General features: G+C 40.2%; 14 protein-coding genes. 7 read left to right on the forward strand and 7 right to left on the reverse strand.

What is annotated here, in order from left to right:
* Positions 1-416: 416 nt before the first annotated feature.
* Positions 417-1874 carry an exonuclease domain-containing protein gene (locus tag AB1Z56_RS07315; RefSeq protein WP_313263188.1) on the reverse strand — a complete coding sequence of 486 codons (1458 nt, stop codon included), beginning with the start codon at positions 1872-1874 and terminating at the stop codon, positions 417-419.
* A 268-nt stretch (positions 1875-2142) separates the two neighbouring features.
* Between AB1Z56_RS07315 and AB1Z56_RS07320 the strand changes: the two genes are divergently transcribed.
* On the forward strand, positions 2143-2424 hold the full coding sequence (locus tag AB1Z56_RS07320) for a GNAT family N-acetyltransferase (RefSeq protein WP_426791580.1): 282 nt from the start codon (positions 2143-2145) through the stop codon (positions 2422-2424).
* Between the two features lie 88 nt (positions 2425-2512).
* On the opposite strand, the gene hutG is transcribed toward AB1Z56_RS07320, so the two are convergent.
* The 4 genes from hutG to hutH are packed head-to-tail and all read right to left on the reverse strand — an operon-like array spanning position 2513 to position 8349.
* Positions 2513-3511, reverse strand: a complete 999-nt coding sequence (gene hutG / locus AB1Z56_RS07325) for a formimidoylglutamase (protein WP_426791581.1) — start codon at positions 3509-3511, stop codon at positions 2513-2515.
* On the reverse strand, positions 3508-5526 hold the full coding sequence (locus AB1Z56_RS07330) for a urocanate hydratase (RefSeq protein ID WP_426791582.1): 2019 nt from the start codon (positions 5524-5526) through the stop codon (positions 3508-3510). The genes hutG and AB1Z56_RS07330 overlap by 4 nt, the downstream gene beginning before the upstream one ends.
* A gap of 4 nt (positions 5527-5530) precedes the next feature.
* A complete protein-coding gene (gene hutI, locus AB1Z56_RS07335; RefSeq protein WP_426791583.1) occupies positions 5531-6778 on the reverse strand; it encodes an imidazolonepropionase in 1248 nt (415 codons plus the stop codon).
* 11 nt (positions 6779-6789) lie between these two features.
* Positions 6790-8349: a histidine ammonia-lyase gene (gene hutH / locus AB1Z56_RS07340; protein ID WP_309359179.1), complete on the reverse strand. Its 1560-nt coding sequence runs from the start codon at positions 8347-8349 to the stop codon at positions 6790-6792.
* 77 nt (positions 8350-8426) lie between these two features.
* On the opposite strand from hutH, the gene AB1Z56_RS07345 reads away from it, so the two are divergent.
* From AB1Z56_RS07345 to AB1Z56_RS07370, 6 genes are all read left to right on the forward strand, one after another.
* A complete protein-coding gene (locus AB1Z56_RS07345; RefSeq protein ID WP_426791584.1) occupies positions 8427-9353 on the forward strand; it encodes a LysR family transcriptional regulator in 927 nt (308 codons plus the stop codon).
* Between the two features lie 116 nt (positions 9354-9469).
* The gene (locus tag AB1Z56_RS07350) at positions 9470-9760 is read left to right on the forward strand and encodes an antibiotic biosynthesis monooxygenase family protein (RefSeq protein WP_046673491.1); all 291 of its coding nucleotides are present in this window, start codon (positions 9470-9472) and stop codon (positions 9758-9760) included.
* A gap of 109 nt (positions 9761-9869) precedes the next feature.
* Positions 9870-10376 (forward strand): S-ribosylhomocysteine lyase, encoded by a 507-nt coding sequence (locus AB1Z56_RS07355; RefSeq protein ID WP_309359172.1) that lies wholly within the window; start codon positions 9870-9872, stop codon positions 10374-10376.
* Complete coding sequence (locus AB1Z56_RS07360; protein WP_426791585.1) at positions 10377-11018, forward strand: hypothetical protein; 642 nt, start codon at positions 10377-10379, stop codon at positions 11016-11018.
* A gap of 256 nt (positions 11019-11274) precedes the next feature.
* Positions 11275-13458 carry a bifunctional alpha,alpha-trehalose-phosphate synthase (UDP-forming)/trehalose-phosphatase gene (locus tag AB1Z56_RS07365; protein WP_426791586.1) on the forward strand — a complete coding sequence of 728 codons (2184 nt, stop codon included), beginning with the start codon at positions 11275-11277 and terminating at the stop codon, positions 13456-13458.
* Complete coding sequence (locus AB1Z56_RS07370) at positions 13458-15275, forward strand: glycoside hydrolase family 15 protein (protein WP_426791587.1); 1818 nt, start codon at positions 13458-13460, stop codon at positions 15273-15275. The genes AB1Z56_RS07365 and AB1Z56_RS07370 overlap by 1 nt, the downstream gene beginning before the upstream one ends.
* Before the next feature lie 79 nt (positions 15276-15354).
* Here AB1Z56_RS07370 and AB1Z56_RS07375 read toward each other — a convergent pair whose 3' ends face one another.
* Positions 15355-15540: a CsbD family protein gene (locus AB1Z56_RS07375; RefSeq protein ID WP_309359165.1), complete on the reverse strand. Its 186-nt coding sequence runs from the start codon at positions 15538-15540 to the stop codon at positions 15355-15357.
* 35 nt (positions 15541-15575) lie between these two features.
* Positions 15576-15845, reverse strand: a complete 270-nt coding sequence (locus AB1Z56_RS07380; protein ID WP_426791588.1) for a hypothetical protein — start codon at positions 15843-15845, stop codon at positions 15576-15578.
* Positions 15846-15915: the final 70 nt, after the last annotated feature.

Genomic DNA, 15915 nt, shown 5'->3' on the forward strand with positions numbered 1-15915 from the left:
GCTATTACAGTATGCTGACACTAAAATAGGTTAAACTAACTATACAGGGAAAAAATTTAGGGGGACAAAGGGGGGACAAAAATCAAACTACTGAAAACCAATAATTTGAAGCACATATTTTAATTTAAAAAAAAGACAATTTTATCTTACACAAACTAAATATGCGGGGGCATCAAATAAAGAGTCACGCCCTAAAGTACTAAAAAAAAGAAAACCTGAGGTTGGGAGCCCCAGGTTTTAACTAACCAATTATTAACCTAAATTATGAAAAGTCTTTTTTTAATATTCTACATCAGATATATTTCAACTATTGGACCAAAGTTTTGCGCGAATCACTATTTCACATTTCTTTAACAGAATACTGAGATTAAGATGACTAACAGGAAAATAGTAATAAATATTAAACGAAAAAGATGCTATTCAAACAGCTCAAAAAGATGATGTGGAGACTGTTTGTCATATGAAAAATCAGGCTCCGCCGCGTTAGCAGATAAAACCGTCGTTTTTGTCAAAAAATATACCTTAACAGGCTGCCTTTCTGCTGCCATTTTGACCAATTCCATCATATAGTGGTTACTTTGATATCTTTTAACCTGTCCTTTTATAGCTTCAAACTCCTGGTATTGGCAGTACTGATCTATATATCCCATTCCATAAAAAATACCATTTTCGATGACAATACAGCTTTTTTCTTCGGAATTACGTCCTTTATCGATCAATACATACGATGGTTGCTGTTTGAGCCAATCCTCAATGCAACGTTCAACCCGGGTATTGTGCAGGTCGCGATCGGGCAATTCATCCTTCTTGATGGATTTCGTAGACAAACTGGCGTGCCCAAACTGACAAAATTGCGGATTAATATCCCCATGTTGAATAAACGACTGCAACAACTGAATAGCGTCATATTCACGCTGAAAAAGCTGAATACAGGCTTGTCCCCTGTTTACCTTCCCTATAGCCAGATGGAGGTAGCCATTTTGATCTTCATAAGAGAATAAACCGAATTTAGGTTCATATCTTTTAAGCGCTCTATTATATTTTGGCCAAAACCTTTTGATTTCAGCACACTCCAATAACAATGACATCAGCTCTGTCCCACAGCATTCATAACTTATATGATGAATCTCTTTTAAGAAATGCTGCCTTTGCGCCTGAATATTATTGCCGGTAAAATGAGATAAAACCCTTTTTTTTATATTCACGGCCTTGCCAACATAAATGACTTTTCCATCTTTATCGTGAAAATAATAGACCCCGGCTTCATTGGGTAATTGTTCGTACTCCAGCGGATTTAAATGTGGCGGAAAACGCTGATCAACCGCTTTATGTTTGATCATATCTTGAAATACCTGATCGGTGTCCAGCACTTTTAAATATGCAAAGAGAATGGCTGTTGCATCGGCATCGCCACCCGCACGGTGTCTATTTTCAATCGGAATATCTAAGTAATCACATAAACGTCCCAAACTATAGGATAATAATCCTGGTTTTATTTTTCGCGCATAACGTACGGTACATAATTTTATAGCTGACCATTCAAATCCTGATTCCTGGAGCTGGAAACGAATAAATGAATAGTCAAAATTAACATTATGGGCAACAAAAATGCGGTCTTTGAGCATGCTAAAAATATGTTCGGCAACTTCATCAAATAATGGAGCGTCTTTCACCATATCATTGTCTATACCGGTAAGTGCAAAAATTGAATTAGGAATTTCCTTTCCCGGATTAACCAGTGTCTCCCAACGTTCCAAAACTTGGTTACCATCATGAATAACAATGGCAACCTCAGTGATCCTGCTGGATTTTGCATTGCCTCCTGTAGTCTCAATGTCCACAATGGCAAACTCTTGTTTTTTGCTTTGATTCATACACATAATGCAAAGCAAATATACTAAAAATATTAGCTATCACAAAAATCCCCGTACTTTTACAAAATACGGGGAAAACCAATTATGTAACCCAAATAATGAAAATAGATATTTCTCAGGATTACCTGAAAATACAACAATAATTAATCATTTGGATAAAACAACAGATTTATTACAATACTCCTACCCTGGTTATTGAAAACAGCACATATTATATATATTGGTGGATTTTGTTTATTTTGCAATTCCTTTAATTAAATTCATTGACATGGAAGTAATACAAAAAAATAGCGATAAACACGGTAGCTTTGAAGTTATCGATCAAGATAAATCCGTTGCGCAAATGACATATACTTGGGCTGGTCCTACAAAATTCATTATAGACCATACCGAGGTTGACCCCGATTATGCAGGAAAAGGGCTGGGCAAACAGATGCTGATGGCAGCAGTCGCTTTTGCACGTAGAGATCATCTAAAAATTATGCCATTATGCCCATTTGCAAAATCGGTTTTTGATAAAGATGCAACATTAGCAGACGTACTTTTTTAATCGCTCTATCAATACACAAAAGGTGGTTAGACTTGTTTCCAATGAAGTCTAACCACCTTTTTATCGAACTGCTTTATCGTTATTAATTCTATTTTGTAGCCATCTTATTGATCAACTTAAATATCAGATCGGCCGCTAATTTGGCTGTTCGGGAATCAATATCAAAATAAGGGTTTAATTCAGCAAAATCGACGGACCTGATATTAGGTAGGTCCAGAATAAGATCGTAGACCGTAAAAAACAAATCATCGGGCACGATACCATTAAATGCAAGTGCACTAACTCCAGGCGCATAGGCTGCAGCAAATGCATCAAGATCAATCGTCAAATACACATAATCCACTGATTTTGAAAAGTTAACGATTTTATCCCGAATGAGGTCCAGTTTTTCGGTTACCAAATTTTCTCTTTCAATAAGCTGTACATTTTTCTCTCTGGCATACGCTAACAATCCCTTGGTATTGCTAATTTCCTGAATACCAATCGCCAAATAGTGAAATGGCAGACCTGCTGCTGATTGGTCCTGCTCAATTTGAAAGAAGCCTGTGCCGGAATTCCCTTTGCCATCCTGCAATGCACGTATATCAAGATGTGCATCCAAATTAATAACTCCAACCGTTTGGTTACGATCCTTTAGAAATTCTCGAATACCCAGATAATGTCCATAAGTTACCTCATGGCCACCACCCAATATGACCGGAAATCCTTCTTGTTGAAGAATCAGTTTCAATGCCGCGCCCAAGCTTTCTTGAGCTAACTCTAAATCACTGTCTTTTAAAATAATGTCTCCACAATCTTTAAGTTTAAGTTCATCTGAAAAATGTACAGGGAGATTTGTTAGTACATTTCGGATTGCTGCCGGCCCATCTTTGGCTCCTATGCGGCCTTGATTCCGGCCAACACCTTCATCACTACAAAAGCCCAGAAGGGCGATGGATCTTTGCAATCCGGGCCGTTCGAGAAGATCAACACAATCCATCAATTGATGCCAACGCATCCAATCGCGTTCCTGGCCATCGATACGGCCTTTCCAAACAGACGGATCGCCTTTGGTGTATATTCCTGGATCACTCAGCAACAAATTCATTCGCTTACATCAAATAATTGTTCAATAATATGGTCATCTACAATTTGTGCACGGGTAACCTGTAAGGTGTTATTTCTTTCCATCGCACGGTCCAGTGCCTGATTTGCTTCTTTATTTCTAGCCCAAGCACGTCTTGCTATCCCATTATTGACGTCAAAATATAACATCTTTTCTAGTTTAACAGCTGCATCGGCCGAACCGTCCAACAGTAAACCAAATCCACCATTGATGACCTCTCCCCAGCCAACTCCGCCGCCATTGTGAATAGAGACCCACGTAGCACCGCGAAAACTGTCACCAATGACATTGTGAATGGCCATGTCCGCAGTGAATTGACTTCCATCGTAGATATTGCTTGTCTCTCGATAAGGCGAGTCGGTGCCGCTCACATCATGATGGTCTCTTCCCAAAACAATAGGTGCTTCAAATAAGCCACTTTTTACAGCATCATTAAAAGCCTGTGCAATCGCAATGCGTCCATTGGAATCTGCATAGAGAATACGCGCCTGAGAGCCTACTACAAGTTTATTTTTTCCAGCTTCCTTGATCCACTGAATATTATCCTGCATCTGCTGCTGAATTTCTACTGGGGCCTCTTTTCTGAGATTTTCCAAAACAGTCATAGCTATTTCGTCTGACTTTTGAAGATCCGAAGCCTTTCCAGAGGTACAAACCCAGCGAAAAGGTCCAAAACCGTAGTCAAAACACATTGGACCAAGAATATCTTGCACATAAGATGGGTAGCGGAACTGATCCTTTTTATCATTCCATACAGCTGCACCAGCACGACTGCTTTCCAAGAGAAAGGCATTACCATAATCAAAGAAATAGGTTCCTTTGGATACATGTTTATTGATGGCATCAACATGTCGTACAAGGCTTTCTTGTACACATTGCTTAAATCGATCAGGATCAGTCGCTAACAAAGCATTGGATTCTGCAAAGGTCAGCCCCATTGGATAATAGCCTCCAGACCAAGGATTATGTAATGATGTCTGATCAGACCCGACAGTGATGTGGATATTTTCGTTATCAAAGGCTTCCCACACTTCGACTATATTACCGATATAGGCAAAGGATACGGTCTCCTTTTGATCCATCGCCAACCATACCTGTTCAACAAGCTCATCGATGTTTTCGATCAATCGGTCTACCCAACCTTGTTCATGCCGTTTTTTTGCTGCAGCAGGATTTATTTCAGCGCATACGGTGATACAGCCGGCAATATTACCTGCTTTGGGCTGTGCGCCACTCATTCCTCCCAAACCAGAAGTCAAAAATACCTTGCCTTGAATGGTATCATCTGCTGCTAAGTGTTTTCGGAAAGCGTTCATGACAGTAATCGTGGTGCCATGTACTATACCCTGGGGACCAATATACATATAGGAACCTGCTGTCATCTGTCCATATTGTGTAACCCCTAAGGCATTAAAACGCTCCCAGTCATCCGGTTTCGAATAGTTTGGAATCATCATACCATTCGTTACAACAACACGTGGTGCATGTTGCGACGACGGGAAAATACCCAAGGGATGACCACTGTAGAGATGTAAAGTTTGTTCATCTGTCATCTGTGAAAGATACTGCATGGTGAGGCGGTATTGAGCCCAATTTTGGAAAACAGCTCCATTCCCACCATAAGTAATCAGTTCATGGGGATGTTGTGCTACAGCTGGATCAAGGTTGTTCTGAATCATCAACATAATCGCTGCCGCTTGGTTACTCTCTGCTGGATAATCAGCTATCGGTCGAGCGTGCATTGGATATTGAGGTCTAAAGCGGTACATGTAGATTCGGCCGTAATTACGGAGCTCCGCTAAAAATTCAGGTGCTAAAACTGTATGCCATTGTTTGGGGAAATAGCGTAATGCATTCCGTAAAGCCAGCTTCTCTTCCGACTTGTTGAGAATATCCTTTCGTCGGGGGGCATGGCTTATTGTATTATCTCGTTCGACTTTTGGAGGTAATACGGTTGGAATACCTTCCGCAACCTCGCTCTTAAATGTATCTTCCATGTTGTTATATTGAGAATACTTCCTGACCATTTTTCCATACTGCAGTGGGCTGCAAGCTTCCTTGATAGTATGTAATATCCTGATAATTATCTGTCTTAAATAAACTGAAATCTGCTTTCATGCCCTTGGTCAACACGCCACGGTCCGACAGGTTTAAAGCTTTCGCTGCACGGTAGGTTAATGCGGCAAGCAATTCGGCATTACTGAGCTTTTCTGCAGTTGCCAAAATACTCGCACTTGTCAATAACTGTCCCATTGGGGCGGAACCGGGATTCCAGTCGCTTCCTATGGCCAAACATGCACCTGCATCCAACAGTTTCCTAGCGGGTGTAAAACCACAACCAAGGCCGATTGACGCTGCAGGCAAAGCCACCGCAACTGTATCTGAATGTGCGAGAAGGTCTATCTCACCCCCAGTGGATGCTTCAAGATGGTCCGCAGATTTTGCTCCGAGCTCCACCGCAATCCGACTTCCCGAAGTGGTAAACTGATCGGCATGAATGGTCAGATCAAAGCCCATTTCTTTTGCCCTTTGTAAATAAGGCAGGATCTCCTCCCCCTGAAAAGCTGATGCTTCAATAAAAGCATCAATTCTATTTGATAGCTGTTCTGATTTTAGCTGAGGAAACAGAACCTCCGCGATCTGATGAAGATAATCTTGGGCAGACCCACTGAAATCACGCGGGAGCATATGCGCTGCCAGACAAGTTGGAATGAGATCTGCAGCTGTGTGACGATTGGATTCCTGAATGGCACGCAAAATTTTAAGCTCTTCTTCCACATTAAGCCCATAACCACTTTTCACTTCAATAGTTGTAATCCCCTGTCTCAACAGAAAACCTGCTCGCTGGATAGTCAGGTCGACCAATTCTTCCTGTTTACAATCCCTTGTATGCGAAACTGTGCTCCAGATCCCACCTCCGGCAGCAGCGATCTCTAGATAGCTTGAGCCTGCATTTCGAAGGGCGAAATCATTTGCCCGATTACCGGCAAAGGCAATATGCGTATGGCAATCAATAAAACCCGGCAAAGCGACCTGATCACCTGCTATATGAATACGGGTTGCCTGTTCACCCCATTTCTGCTCCAATTGATCAAAAACAGCAACATCCAAAATCGTGTTACCTGCTATTAAAATCCCCCCTTCCTCAATAATAGGCAATTGTTTATCGTGAATAGCCCCATTTAAAGGCATATTGGACATGGGTAATAGCTGTCTAAAAGGTCCGACTAATTTTAATTCTTTTTCCATGCCTTTTTTGCTTAAAATACATCAAATTGCTGTTTCAGTTCTTCGGCAACCTCACCGGTAGCATATTGACGATGTAATGCAATAAGCTCTCCTGATTTCACCAATTTCAATGCCGCTGTCAGTAGCTCTTCCATCGGCTGGTCAGATTCAATATGCGGAATGGACTGACGAATTCTCGCATGGATCGCTTCCAGCGCAGCGGTCGATTTTAAAGGCTGGTGGTAATCCTTGGCCTGTGCCGCACATAATAGCTCAATGCTCAATATTTTATCGACATTGTCAATGACCTGCAGTAATTTTCGGCCGGCAATAGATCCCATACTGACATGATCTTCCTGGCCCAATGAGGTTGGAATACTATCTGCACTGGCCGGAAAACAAAGACCTTTATTCTCGCTTGCTATCGCCGCGGTACTGTATTGCAAAATCATGAATCCCGAATTGAGTCCTGTTGATTTCATTAACAATTTGGGAACACCATTGGTTTGTCCTTCTAGAGACAAATAAACCCTTCGATCCGAAATATTCCCGATCTCGGACGCCGCCAGTGTGGCATAATCTAAAGGTAAGGCAATTGACTGTCCATGAAAGCTTCCGCCACTAATCGTCAGCTCATCGTTAATGATCACAGGATTATCGGTCACTGAATTTATTTCAATCTCTATGGTATCTTTTAAATGAAACCATGCATTGCGTGATGCACCGTGAACCTGTGGAATGCACCGTAAAGAATAGGGATCCTGCACACGGGAGCAATCTTTATGGCTTTCTAAAATAGCAGATCCATGAAGCATATTAAAAATACGTGCGGCCACATAGCGGTTTCCTGCATGCGGACGTAATTGATGTAATTCCGTAAAAAATGGTTTTATTGAACCATTTAGGCCTTCAATCATTAACGTAGCAATAATATCAGCATTCTGAAGTACCCGATTTAACTCAGCAACAGCCATCACACCATGTGCCGCCATAAATTGGGTTCCATTGATTAAAGCCAGTCCTTCTTTTGCACCCAAGTGAACCGGAGCCATACCGTATTTTTCCAAAACAGAAGCTGTCTCTACAATCTCCCCATCTACGTTGACTTTTCCTAAACCAATCAATGGTAAAAATAAATGTGACAAGGGGGCCAAATCACCCGATGCGCCGACAGAGCCTTGTTTAGGCACCACAGGAATAATATGATTTTCAATATGCCATATAATCCGCTCAATCGTCGCATACTGAACTCCAGAAAATCCTTTAGAAAGCGCGTGAACTTTAAGAATAAGCATCAATTTGGCCAAATCATTGGCGATAGGTTCTCCCATACCGACAGCATGGCTTTTTAGAATATTTTCCTGTAACAGCTGCGTTTGACTTGCGTCAATAAGTGTGGTACACAAAGGACCAAAACCTGTATTGATTCCATAGACAACCTCACCCCGCTCCACTATTTTCCTGACATAACTGGCGCTTTGTTCGATCTTATCCTTGACTTCAGGCGATATTTCCCCTGTCGTCGTTCCTTTTGCTATCGCTAAGGCTGTGGAACATGTTAGCTGCCCACTGCCATATAAAAATTTTTCCATTATCATATCTGCTTTACTCAAATTTACTGGCTATATTTGATAATTAGAAATACCATTTTTATCATCAATTGATAACCATGAATTATCAAATAGAGCTAAGACATTTACTGTATTTTAAAGTATTGGCAGAAGAACTACATTTTAGAAGGGCTGCCGAAAAATTGTTTATTGCGCAGCCGGGCTTGAGCAGACAAATTAAGCAGCTGGAATCCTATGGTGTAACACTTTTTGAGCGTAATAAACGAAATGTTCAAATGACGGAAGCTGGGATATATCTTTTTCAGGAGGTGAAAGAATTATTTAGACACTTGGATCAGATTGAAACTCAACTTCAAAGTTTTGCCAATGGTAAAATAAGCACTTTAAAGCTGGGGTTTATCGGGTCGGCTGTTCAAACAATCCTACCAGAACTGCTCGTCAATTTAAAACAGCAGCAGCCGGATATCGAGTTATCACTTCACGAACTAGCGAATGAAACCCAGCTGGATCTGTTGGAGAAAAAAGAACTGGACTTAGGCTTTGTTCGTCTTTCCGAAACTCCACCCGGCCTACATAGTCTGCCTATACATACGGAGCATTTTAGCCTCGTTTTACCCAACGATCATCCGCTATTGAAGTCGCCGCAACCAAGTCTTGACGCATTAAAAGATGAATCATTCATCTTATTCTCCAAAAACTATAGCCACTCCTATTATGATCTCGTCATGAGTATTTTTAGTGATCATAAGTTTATCCCCAAAGTTACGCTACGTACAGTGAATGCTTTGACCATTTTCAATATGGTTGCTCAGGGACTGGGTGTTGCCATTGTTCCTTCGTCTTTAAAGAACGGATACCATGTTGATGTCACTTTCCTCGAATTGAACACTTTACCGCAGCGAACAACGCTCTCTTTAGTTTGGAATGCTCAAAATCGTAATCCGGGTATTCCATTGGTCACCCAGATCATCACTTCGCAGGTTAAAAAAGGATATAATACGTCAAATCGGGGTAATGAGGCATAAGTCTTTGTTAAAAGAATGATAAATAAATTGTTCGGATAAGCTTGTTCTTGTATTGCATATCAGAAACAAATTTTCTAAGTTTGAGATATTTACTAAACTTGATAAAAAAACAAATTATGATTTTAGAAGTAGCTGTATTGCAAATTATTGAAGGACAACAATCCAATTTTGAAAGAGATTATAAAACAGCTTGCCAGTATATTAGTGCGAGTAAAGGCTATATAACCCATTCATTACGTAAATGTATTGAAAAAGACAATCAGTACATTCTGTTGGTTGAATGGGAAACTTTAGAAGACCATACCATTGGTTTCAGGGAGTCGGCATTATTCAAGGAATGGGAAAAACTTTTACATCATTACTACGATCCATTTCCAACAGTCGAACATTATGAAGTGTTAAAATAGTAGTTTTGTCGTCCTTTTCTATAATAATCTAGTATCTTTGTAGAAATTTTTGATATTCAACTTTTAACCCCTATAACGCCACAAGCATTATAGCTTTGAACAGAACAAGATGTACACAAAAGAAAAAGCAAAAGTAAATAGTTTTACGGTAGATCATACCAAATTAAAACAAGGGATCTACGCTAAAGCTTCTACAACCAATAACAGCAATGTTGAAAGTTATACAACTTACGACATTCGCATGATCAGACCGAATTCTCCTGAGCGTATGCTATCACCTGAAGTCATGCATACACTAGAGCATTGTTTTGCAACAGAAATTAGAACCATCTTAGGTGATGAGGTTATTTATGTCGGACCAATGGGCTGTTGTACTGGATTTTATGTTGTATTAGCAGGCACAGATCGAACTCCTCAGAACGTGGCGGAGTTAATGAAAGAAGTACTCGAAACGGTTCTTACCGAAGGATACGAGGTGCCTTTCCAAAATCCGATTAGCTGCGGAAACTACACATTCATGGATTTTCCTACCTCAAAACAGGCTTGTGTTAACTTCCTAAATCTAATCACTGCCGAAGAATTGGCATTTGAGTATCCATATATTGAAGAAAATTAAATGATCCTGAATAAAGATATTGAAACGATTATCCTGGTAGCGAACAAAAATGAGCTATCTTTTAATTCGACAAGTGAATCGACTTTTGTATACGAAATTGGTGTAGGTAAGGTAAATGCCCTTCTTTCTATTGCCTCGCTTTACGAGGACATCAAAGCATTAGGGATTAGTCCTGTTCTGCTCAACGTTGGCACTGTTGGCTGTACAAGGCACCCAATAGGCCATGTCCTTTATCCGGCATACTATGCACAAGGGGATGCTTATACAGATGGATTTTTTCTGGAAAACACCTTATTTTTTAAAGGGCAAGGTGTATTGGAATCCATAGCGCTTGATGAGTTTCGCTACGAAGATGCACTTTTGACATCGGATCGTTTTATTAATATAAATACTGCTTTTTATCAGGACATTAAACATTTCAATCCCTTGGCATTTGATATGGAATCCTATGCTCTAGCGAATTTCTGTTTCCAAAAAAATCTCACCTTTCATAGTATAAAAATTGTATCAGACAATTGTGATGGTACAGTGAAAGATTGGGAAAGCATTCTAGGGGAAATTTCAGGGAGATTGGGAGACATCCTCGATCAGTTTATGAAAAAGCTGGATAACGAAAAGACTGCTGCAGTCAGTATATCGTAATCCAATAAAATAGCAAAAAAGGCCTGTATTTCTACAGGCCTTTTTTTTGCTATTTAGGGTATGACTCTGCGCAAATTTCCAAATCCTGTTCCAGTAAATTACCTTGTTCTTTCTCCAATAGCTGTTTCTACTATCCTTCTAATTTGAATTTATTCAAACTATTCTCTCCCGAGGTTGTTCAGATAAGTGGATTACATACCCATCGTTATTTCAATATAACTCTTCCACACTGCAAATAAATCGATCTAATATTCTTATGAAGAAAAAGAAGAAAATAATAATTTCAAATAGACTGCCGATACAAATAGAACGAAAAAAAGAAAAATTAGTCATCAAGCCGAGTGCGGGTGGGCTGGCAACTGGTTTAAATTCCGCTTTTGATACAGACGAAATACTCTGGGTTGGCTGGCCGGGAATTGTTCCCAAAGATGAAGAGGAAAAAGGAAAAATTGTTGAGCTCCTCAAACCGATGAGCTTACTTCCTGTTTTCTTATCAAAAGATGAAATACGCAATTTCTACGAAGGTTATTCTAACGAGGTCCTCTGGCCTATCTGTCACTATCAACCGAGTTACATCCATTTTGACCGCGAATATTGGACTACCTATGTCACGGTAAATAAGAAATTTTGCGAGGCCGCTCTTTCTATTGATGAGCCATCCGATTTTATTTGGGTCCAGGATTATCAGCTTATGCTACTCCCGCAGCTTCTGCGTTCAGAAAATCAAGAGCTCAACATCGGTTATTTTCACCATATTCCCTTTCCTTCGGAAGAACTCTTCATGAACATTCCGCAACGTAAAGAATTGGTAGAAGGTTTACTGGGTGCCGATCTGATCGGATTTCATACTTTCGCCGATAGTCAAAACTTTCTAAATGCCTGCAAAAAAATACTGCATGTATCTTCAGGATATAACCAGCTCAAGTACAAAGACCGTCATATTTTTGTAGAATCCTTTCCGATGGGTATTGATTTTGATAAATTTGTCGAAACCAGCAGTCAGCCTAAAATTCAATCTATTGCAAGCCAATTCAGGAGCCATTTTCCCGATCAAAAGATTATTATAGCTGTCGATAGGCTCGATTATAGCAAAGGCATATTAGAGCGATTACGTGCTTTTCTCACTTTCCTTGAAAAATACCCCGAATGGCATACAAAAGTTGTCCTATATATGCTAATTGTACCCTCCAGGGATAAGGTATCGCAATACAAAAAACTGAAAGATGAGATTAACCGGAAGGTGAGCGAAATTAATTCCATTTATGGAAATCTAAGCTGGACGCCAGTATTATATTTTTACAAATCACTTCCATTCGAAGAGCTGGTTGGACTATATGTTGCATCCGATATCTGTATGATTACATCTACGCGAGACGGGATGAATCTTGTCAGTAAAGAATACATCGCCAGTAAGACTTTATCAAAAGGCGTATTGATTTTAAGTGAGTTTGCAGGTGCTTCCAAAGAACTTGTTGATGCCTTGATTATTAATCCTTATAATCGTACAGAAACAGCAGACAGTATTTACCAAGCGCTTAAAATGTCACCTGAAGAAATTCAGGAACGAACAGACGCCAATATTCAGATTATACAGAAGTTTAATGTGCAGCATTGGGTACAGCTCTTCACCAATCGTCTGGCAGAGACCAAAGCGATACAACGTGACGAATGGGCAAGACGAATCTCGGATAAGGTCTTTAATAGTATTTCAGAAAGGTATAGCAAAAGTAACAACAGACTGTTTTTTCTGGATTATGACGGTACCTTGGTCAAATTCCAGAATCATGCCCAGAAAGCAACTCCGACGACCTTGTTGTATAACCTCTTGGACAATATCATTTCTGATCCACTTAATACATTGGTCATCATAAGCGGCCGATCACAAGAGAGCTTGTCGTCTTGGTTTGACGGCCGATCTTATTATTTAGTTGCCGAACATGGCATTTGGTCAAATTTTCCAAATTTCAACTGGTCGTATAAAAAAGGATTGGCCCTACACTGGATGCCTGAAGTAAAAAAGCTGATGGAAAAATTGGCCGACCAAACTCCGGGTGCTTACATTGAAGTCAAACCCTATTCGTTGGCTTGGCATTATAGAAAAGTAGAACTGGGCCTGGGCGAACTTAAAGCGACAGAGCTAAAAGAGATCTTAAACCCAATGCTCAACGACTATGGATTACAGCTACTGGACGGAAATGCTGTCATTGAAGTAAAAAATACAGAAGTTAATAAAGGTAAGGCGGCATTGGAAATCGCAGGACATATAAAAGCAGATTTTATGTTGGCTATTGGCGACGACATTACCGACGAGGATCTATTCAGGTATCTACCTCAATCGACCATAAGTATTAAGGTGGGCAGTAACAAATCTGCCGCAAAATATTATTTAGATGAACAAGAGGATGTTCTTCAATTTTTGAATCAACTTATCGTAAAATAATGAGCGAAAATACAACAGAAAACCGACATATCTATCAATCTGGAATCATTGGTAATTGTTCCTACATAGCGCATGTTGGCATTGACACAAACATATCCTGGTTGTGCTGGCCATCGTTCGAAGATAGCTTTGTATTCGGCAGTATGATCGATAAAAATCAAGGTGGATCTTTCAAGATCAGTTCAGAGGAACTAGTTTTGGAAACCAAGCAGTATTACATCAAAAACTCCAATGTACTCTGCACGGAAATCCACACAGAATCCTACGCCTATCGTATTACCGATTTTGCCCCTCGTTTTGAACAATTCGGGCGGTATTTTAAACCACTGATGCTGATACGAAAGATCGAACCGCTGCATGGAGCTCCTAGCGTTAACATCAGATGTCAGCCGACTGGTGACTACGGCCGCTTGGCACTTAAGCCTACCCGTGGCAGTAACCATATTCTTTATAGCAACGATCAGATCGGCGAACGGATTCGCCTGACCACTGATCTGCCTATTTCCCATTTCTTCCAAGAGGAAAGCTGGACGATTATCAGTGAAAATAAATACCTTATACTTACGTATGATGCAGCCTTCGAATCGGCTATTGCAAGCACCTGTGAGGATTTCCTCCATAAGACGCTCAGTTATTGGCAGCGATGGATTAAAAGGTGTAGTATTCCCAATATTTATCAAACAGAGGTTATCCGATCAGCTCTGGTGCTCAAGCTACATCAATATGAGGACACAGGAGCAATTATTGCCGCATCAACAACTAGCCTACCCGAATATCCAGGTTCGGGAAGAAACTGGGACTACCGCTATTGCTGGGTACGTGATAGTTATTACGTCTTAACAGCATTGACACACATTGGTCAATTTGAAGAAATGGAAAGCTTTGCAAATTATATTGCCGGCATCACGCATCGCAACCCGGGAAGACTTCAACCTTTGTATGGTATCCTTGGAACCTCCGAACTGACAGAACATATCTTACCTTATCTAAAGGGCTATCAGGATAACGGTCCAGTGCGGATTGGCAATCAAGCTTTTGAACATATTCAAAATGATGTATATGGTCAGGCAATGATTGCCTTGTTGCCCCTTTTCACGGATCAACGTTTTAAAATTCATGAAAACAAAAATGTGTTGGGCTGGGTAAATTTCATTCTCGAAAAGATTGAGGCTACTATAGAGGAAAAAGATGCTGGTATTTGGGAGTTTAGAAATTTTTCCAACCACCATTGTTATTCCAATCTTTTTCAATGGGTTGGATGTAAAGCAGCCTTATTGATTGCACGTCAGAATGGTTATCAAGATATGGAGGACCGCGCGAATGTCCTCTTAAAAAAAGCAGAAGCTTATATTGAGGCTTGTTATGATGAAGAGCGGAAAGTCTATCAGAATGCAATTAATAGCCAAAATCTAGATGCCAGCACCTTGCAGCTTATTGTCATGGATTACCTTGACCCAAAATCGGAACGCGCACTTCATCATCTCGAAATGCTGGAAAAGGAATTAAAAGGTGAAAATGGACTTTTCTATCGCTATAAACATCAGGATGACTTCGGCAGACCCAAATCCACCTTCTTAGTCTGTGCATTTTGGTATGTGGAAGCGCTAGCCTGCGTCGGCCGTGTGGAGGAAGCGAAAGAAATCCTGGAACGTTTGCTGACCTACAGCAATCACCTGGGTCTATTCAGTGAGGACGTCACAGAGGATAATGGCAGCCAGTGGGGTAACTTTCCACAAGCCTACAGTCATGTCGGGTTGATGAATGCTGTGTATCGGCTAGCCATAAAATTAGATAAACCTATTTTCTCATTGACATAAAACAAGATGTGCGGTCAATATAAATTGATCGCACATCTTATACACTTATAACGGCCAAGTAAATGGCCTCGATAAAATATTACAATTTATCCAACCAGCTTTCCACCTCTTCTTTGGTTTTTCCTGTCTTTTGTTGCAATTTACCCAACAATTCATCTTCCTTTCCTTCGGCATATAAAAGATCATCATCAGTTAAATCTGCATATTGTTGTTTTACTTTACCTTTCAGCTCGTTCCAACGGCCTTTCCATGTTAAATTACTCATAAATGCTCCTTATTTTAAAAATGAAATGTATATACTTATATGAATGTCTGTTTATACCGATCAAAATGTTCACAGATTTCCTCGGTCCCGATTCGCTTGCCCATCAAGTCTATAAAACGGTTTTTATATAATGAAAATATGTATAGTCCCGTTGCCAAACTTCCTATGACAAAAATACCTTCGAGCTCATTGCTCTTCACAAGCTTATTGTTCAGGTGGCACTCTTTGAGTAATGGAATGTTATAAGAAGACCATTTACCCATTTTATCTTTGAGCACCAATCCAATATTTTTTGTACCTGTCATCGCTTCAGCTTCTTTTAAAAAAAACACCTACGTTGCTCCAAATGTTTTCTAATTTTTGTCATTTTGATAA

The organism is Sphingobacterium sp. WOUb80 (genome assembly GCF_050058145.1).
Lineage (GTDB): Bacteria > Bacteroidota > Bacteroidia > Sphingobacteriales > Sphingobacteriaceae > Sphingobacterium.

Coding starts and splice junctions, on each gene's coding strand:
- AB1Z56_RS07355 (WP_309359172.1), top strand. CDS start 9,870: ATGTACACAAAAGAAAAAGCAAAAGTAAATAGTTTTACGGTAGATCAT.
- AB1Z56_RS07370 (WP_426791587.1), top strand. CDS start 13,458: ATGAGCGAAAATACAACAGAAAACCGACATATCTATCAATCTGGAATC.
- hutI (WP_426791583.1), bottom strand. CDS start 6,778: ATGGAAAAAGAATTAAAATTAGTCGGACCTTTTAGACAGCTATTACCC.
- AB1Z56_RS07380 (WP_426791588.1), bottom strand. CDS start 15,845: ATGACAGGTACAAAAAATATTGGATTGGTGCTCAAAGATAAAATGGGT.
- AB1Z56_RS07315 (WP_313263188.1), bottom strand. CDS start 1,874: ATGAATCAAAGCAAAAAACAAGAGTTTGCCATTGTGGACATTGAGACT.
- AB1Z56_RS07330 (WP_426791582.1), bottom strand. CDS start 5,526: ATGGAAGATACATTTAAGAGCGAGGTTGCGGAAGGTATTCCAACCGTA.
- hutH (WP_309359179.1), bottom strand. CDS start 8,349: ATGGAAAAATTTTTATATGGCAGTGGGCAGCTAACATGTTCCACAGCC.
- AB1Z56_RS07365 (WP_426791586.1), top strand. CDS start 11,275: ATGAAGAAAAAGAAGAAAATAATAATTTCAAATAGACTGCCGATACAA.
- AB1Z56_RS07375 (WP_309359165.1), bottom strand. CDS start 15,540: ATGAGTAATTTAACATGGAAAGGCCGTTGGAACGAGCTGAAAGGTAAA.
- AB1Z56_RS07350 (WP_046673491.1), top strand. CDS start 9,470: ATGATTTTAGAAGTAGCTGTATTGCAAATTATTGAAGGACAACAATCC.
- AB1Z56_RS07320 (WP_426791580.1), top strand. CDS start 2,143: ATGGAAGTAATACAAAAAAATAGCGATAAACACGGTAGCTTTGAAGTT.
- AB1Z56_RS07360 (WP_426791585.1), top strand. CDS start 10,377: ATGATCCTGAATAAAGATATTGAAACGATTATCCTGGTAGCGAACAAA.
- AB1Z56_RS07345 (WP_426791584.1), top strand. CDS start 8,427: ATGAATTATCAAATAGAGCTAAGACATTTACTGTATTTTAAAGTATTG.
- hutG (WP_426791581.1), bottom strand. CDS start 3,511: ATGAATTTGTTGCTGAGTGATCCAGGAATATACACCAAAGGCGATCCG.